The sequence below is a fragment of the Mesorhizobium sp. M6A.T.Ce.TU.002.03.1.1 genome, from assembly GCF_003997275.1.
Taxonomy (GTDB): Bacteria; Pseudomonadota; Alphaproteobacteria; order Rhizobiales; family Rhizobiaceae; genus Mesorhizobium; species Mesorhizobium mediterraneum.
This window is the reverse complement of sequence record NZ_RZTI01000230.1, coordinates 1-4,534: the sequence shown is the minus strand read 5'-3', so window position 1 is coordinate 4,534 and position 4,534 is coordinate 1. Positions and strand designations below refer to the sequence as shown.

4 protein-coding genes are annotated in these 4,534 nt (G+C 62.9%); 1 reads left to right on the top strand and 3 read right to left on the bottom strand.

Annotation, left to right across the window (positions count from 1 at the left end; translation table 11 throughout):
- A partial coding sequence (locus EOC93_RS32665; RefSeq protein WP_127206666.1) for an error-prone DNA polymerase occupies positions 1-2,676 on the top strand: 2,676 nt, incomplete at its 5' end.
- 60 nt (positions 2,677-2,736) lie between these two features.
- Here the strand turns inward: EOC93_RS32665 and EOC93_RS32660 are convergent.
- The 3 genes from EOC93_RS32660 to EOC93_RS32650 form a co-directional block, all read right to left on the bottom strand.
- The gene (locus EOC93_RS32660; RefSeq protein WP_095484822.1) at positions 2,737-2,976 is read right to left on the bottom strand and encodes a Trm112 family protein; all 240 of its coding nucleotides are present in this window, start codon (positions 2,974-2,976) and stop codon (positions 2,737-2,739) included.
- Positions 2,977-3,174: 198 nt separating this feature from the next.
- Positions 3,175-3,846: an LON peptidase substrate-binding domain-containing protein gene (locus EOC93_RS32655; protein ID WP_127206665.1), complete on the bottom strand. Its 672-nt coding sequence runs from the start codon at positions 3,844-3,846 to the stop codon at positions 3,175-3,177.
- Between the two features lie 165 nt (positions 3,847-4,011).
- Positions 4,012-4,534 (bottom strand): tetratricopeptide repeat protein (locus EOC93_RS32650; RefSeq protein ID WP_127206664.1); only part of this gene is annotated, 523 nt, incomplete at its 5' end.

Genomic DNA, 4,534 nt, shown 5'->3' with positions numbered 1-4,534 from the left:
GACGTGCTGACGGCGATCCGCCTCAACGTGCCTGTTGCCGAAGCGGGGCTGGAACTGGCGGCCAATGCCGAGCGCCATTTGAAGCCGCCAATGGAGGTGGCCCGGCTTTTCCGCAGACATCCGCAGGCACTGGCGGAAACGCTGCTCTTTGCCGGCGAATTGAGCTTCTCTCTCAGTGACCTCCAATACAACTATCCCGACGAACCGACGGAATCGGGCCTCGGGCCACAGGCCGAACTGGAAAGGCTGGCTCGAGAGGGAGCGGCGATACGGTACCCTTCAGGCGTTCCCTCCGATGTGACAAAGCGCATCCAGGAAGAGCTCGCTTTGATCGAGCGCCTGAATTACGCGCGCTATTTTCTGACCGTCTACGACATCGTCAAATTCGCCCGCAGCCAGGGCATACTCTGCCAGGGGCGCGGCTCCGCGGCCAACTCGGTGGTCTGTTATTGCATCGGCATCACCGAAGTGGGCCCCGAGCGGATCGACTCGCTTTTCGAGCGTTTCATTTCCGAGGAAAGAAACGAGCCACCTGACATCGATGTCGATTTCGAGCATGAAAAGCGCGAAGAGGTCATCCAGTACATCTACTCGAGATACAGCGCCAAGCGCACCGCACTTGCCGCGGCCGTCGTCAGCTACCGGGGCCGGTCGGCGATGCGCGAAGTGGCCAAGGCGATGGGCCTGTCGGACGATATCAGGAGCGCGCTGTCCAGTTCGATCTGGGGTTGGTCGACCTCGGAGCTCGGCGAAAAGGAGACCAGGGCCGGCGGCCTCGACCAGACCGATCCATCGACAAGGCATGTGATCGAATGCGCCAACGAGATCATGGGCTTTCCCCGTCATCTGTCGCAGCATGTCGGCGGCTTCGTCATCACCAGGGACCGGCTCGACGAGATCGTGCCCATCATCAAAACGGCGATGGACGAGCGCAAGATGGTCGAGTGGGACAAGGACGATCTCGACGCGGTGAAAATCCTTAAAGTCGACGTGTTGGCGCTCGGCATGCTGACCTGCCTGCAGCGCGCCTTCAAGCTCTTGGAAGACCATTATGATGATGCGCGGGATCCGTATGGCCGACCCTATGTGCTGGCCACCCTCCCTGCCGAGGACAAACATGTCTACGACATGATCTGCCGCGCCGACACGCTCGGCGTCTTCCAGATCGAATCCCGCGCCCAGATGTCGATGCTGCCGCGTCTCAGGCCGAGAACATTCTATGACCTCGTCATCGAAGTGGCGATCGTGCGGCCGGGCCCGATCCAGGGCGACATGGTCCATCCCTATCTGCGCCGCCGGCAAGGCAAGGAAAAACCTGAATATCCCAGGCCGGAACTGGAAGAGATACTCGGCAGGACGCTTGGCGTGCCACTGTTCCAGGAACAGGCGATGAAGATCGCCATCGTCGCCGGCGGCTTCAGGCCAGGGGAGGCCGATGAATTGCGCCGCGCCATGGCCACTTTCAAGCGCACCGGCACGATCGGCAATTATCGCAAGCGGATGGTCGACGGCATGGTTTTGCGGGGCTACGAGAGAGACTTCGCCGAGCGCTGCTTCAAGCAGATCGAGGGATTCGGCGAATACGGCTTTCCCGAAAGCCATGCCGCTTCCTTCGCCCTGTTGGTCTATGCCTCGTGCTGGTTCAAGACCTTCTATCCCGACGTGTTCTGCGCCGCGATCCTGAACTCCCAGCCGATGGGATTTTATCAGCCGGCTCAGCTTGTTCGCGACGCGCGCGATCATGGCGTCGAAATCCGCGACGTCGACGTCAATTTTTCCGGTTGGGATTGCGCGCTGGAGGAGGAGCCTTTCGATCAGGCCCGCATCCTCGAACGCCATGCCCAGATGCGTGGCGTCATCCGGACCAATCATGCCGTCCGGCTGGGTTTCCGCCAAGTCAAAGGTCTGTCGAAGGAGCGCATGGAGGTGTTTGTCGCCAGACGCAGCGATGGCTACGCATCCGTTCGCGATGTCTGGCTGCGTTCAGGCCTCTATGTCGATGAGATCGAGAAACTGGCGCAAGCCGACGCTTTCCGTTCGCTTGGTCTCGACCGCCGCGACGCCCTGTGGGCGGTCCGCGCCCTCGACGGCAGGAGTGCCGCCGAGACCCTGCCGCTGTTCGACCGGCCGGCGGTCCGTTTGCGCGACCTTGAACCCGAAACCAGGCTCCCGACAATGCCGCTCGGCGAGCACGTCGTCCACGACTACCGTTCGCTCGGCCTGTCGCTGAAGGCGCATCCGCTTGCCTTTCTGCGCCAGCGGCTGGATCGTTCCGGCGTCACGCCCAATGCGCGCCTCCCCTCCGTGCCGGATGGCAGGCGGGTCTCCGTCGCCGGCCTGGTGCTCGTGCGGCAGCGCCCAGGCACTGGCAAAGCGATTTTCCTGACGCTGGAAGACGAGCAGGCGGTCGCCAACGTCATCTTCTGGGAAAGAACCTTCAATCGCTACCGGCCCATTGTCATGGGGGCGCGGCTGGTCCGTATCACCGGCAAACTGCAGTCGGAATCGAACGTCATCCATATCGTCGCCGAAAAGGTCGAGGATCTGACGCCCTGGCTGTCCGTGCTTTTGGAGGAGAGGCCCGATGTACCTGTCGTGCAAAACGACCGGCAGGATATCGCGGCGCTATCGGGGAAGGCAGAAAAGGTCATGCCCAAGGGGCGCAATTTTCAATAGGGGATACCGGTGCGGCGGTGCACAATCTTGCGAAATGTCGGCGCGAAAGATCACTACAGTTCAGGACGGTCCGCCCAGGCGCGGCGGCGGCAATCCGTCGTCGAAGGGGAGCGAGCGCGCCTCCGAAGGCAGCATGATCGGGATGCCGTCACGCACCGGATAGGCAAGCCGCGCGAGCCTCGAGATGAGCTCGCCGCGCTCCGGATCCCAGGTAAGCGGGCCCTTGGTCAGCGGGCAGGCCAGCAACTCCAGCAGCTTGGGATCGACATTGGCCTTCTTTCCGTCACGCCCATCCACCATTCGGCCCGTCCTCTCACCAGCATTTAAGCTTCGCGCGGCTCTTCCTTCTCCCCTTGTGGGAGAAGGTGGCCGAGCGAAGCTCGGTCGGATGAGGGGTGTTCCAGCTTGGCACCGACCGCGCTCCGTCCAGCACCCCTCAACCGTCTTGGCGCTACGCGCCAATCCACCTTCTCCCACAGGGGGAGAAGGAAGAGCCTCCTACTGCAGGCTCGACCCGAAATCCTCGTTTTCGCGCGCCAGCGCCATTTCGGTGATGGCGATCAGCGTTTCGGCGCGTGTCTTCAGGTCCGCCGCTTCGAGCAGCGCCTGTTTCTCGGCCGGCCCGTAGGGAGCCATCATCGACAGCGCATTGACCAGCATGGCATTTTCGGCGCGGCTGACGCTTTCCCAGTCGGCTTCGAGTTCGTTGGCCTGCAGATAGGCACGAAATGCCTTGAGCAACGCCGGCCGGTCGATCCCGGCCTCCGCCTGATCTTCATCGAGATCGGTGAGAAAGGGAGCAAACCGGCACTGGCGGAAGGGCGTCTTGACCGCGAGCTCCTGCACGATGCGGAACCGGCACACGCCTTGCAGCGAAATCAGGTAACGGCCGTCGCCGCTCTCGGAAAGCGCGATGATGCGTCCGGCGCAGCCGACATTGCAAAGCTCCGGCTCGCCATCGGCACGCCGCGCACCGTCGAGGCTGGGCTGTATGACACCGATCAGCCGCGATCCGGCGATCGCCTCGTCCACCATTTCCAGATAACGCGGCTCGAAGATGTTGAGCGGCATGCGGCCTCCCGGCAGCAGCAATGCGCCTTCAAGCGGGAAGATCGGCACCGTCGACGGCAAATCCGTATCGAGCCGGTAATGCGCGTTTCCCGCCTGCACTTCAGTCCTCCGCTCGCTTCATTGAGAAGCGCATCAAATCCGTCCACCCCATCGCAACTTGACGCGTAAATCGTCAGGAAGCGAAAAACGGATCGGTCTGGCCCCTAATCTGGCGCAGCCGCAGCCGACAGCAAGGCCATCAGGCAAAAACAGTCCATGCCGCGCTCAGGCAAACAGCAGCGATGACAATTTGCGCCGCGCCGCCAGCGTTGCTTCGTCGGTCATGCCCCATGCCTCGAAGAATTGTAGCAATTGCGTCTTGGCGCCGTCGTCGTTCCACGAGCGATCGGCCTTGACGATCGCCAGCAGATTGTCGGCCGCCGCCATGCGGTCGCCGTTGGCGTTCTGGATCATGGCAAGATCGAACCGTGCCTGGTGGTCCCCGGGGTTCTCAGCCAGGCGCCGCTCGAACTCCGCCGGATTGCCAAGAGCTGCCGCCTGCGCGGCAAGCGCCATCTTGGCGCGCACCGCGGCGAGCGGCGGCGCATCCTTCTTTGATTCCGGCGCCCGGGCCAGCACGGCTTCGGCGCCCTCGGCATCGCCGGCCTCGAACAGCAAATCGCCAAGCCCGGCAATCGCCTCGATCGTCTCCGGCGCCTGTTCCAGGATCGCGTCATAGATATCTGCCGCGGTCTGCACATCGCCGGCGTCGCGCGCCTCCGCGGCCGCGGCAAGCGCCTCGGCCACC

What these genes read in the sequence shown, in the direction of transcription:
- EOC93_RS32660 (WP_095484822.1), bottom strand. Translation starts at nt 2,976, where the DNA reads ATGGTGGATGGGCGTGACGGAAAGAAGGCCAATGTCGATCCCAAGCTG.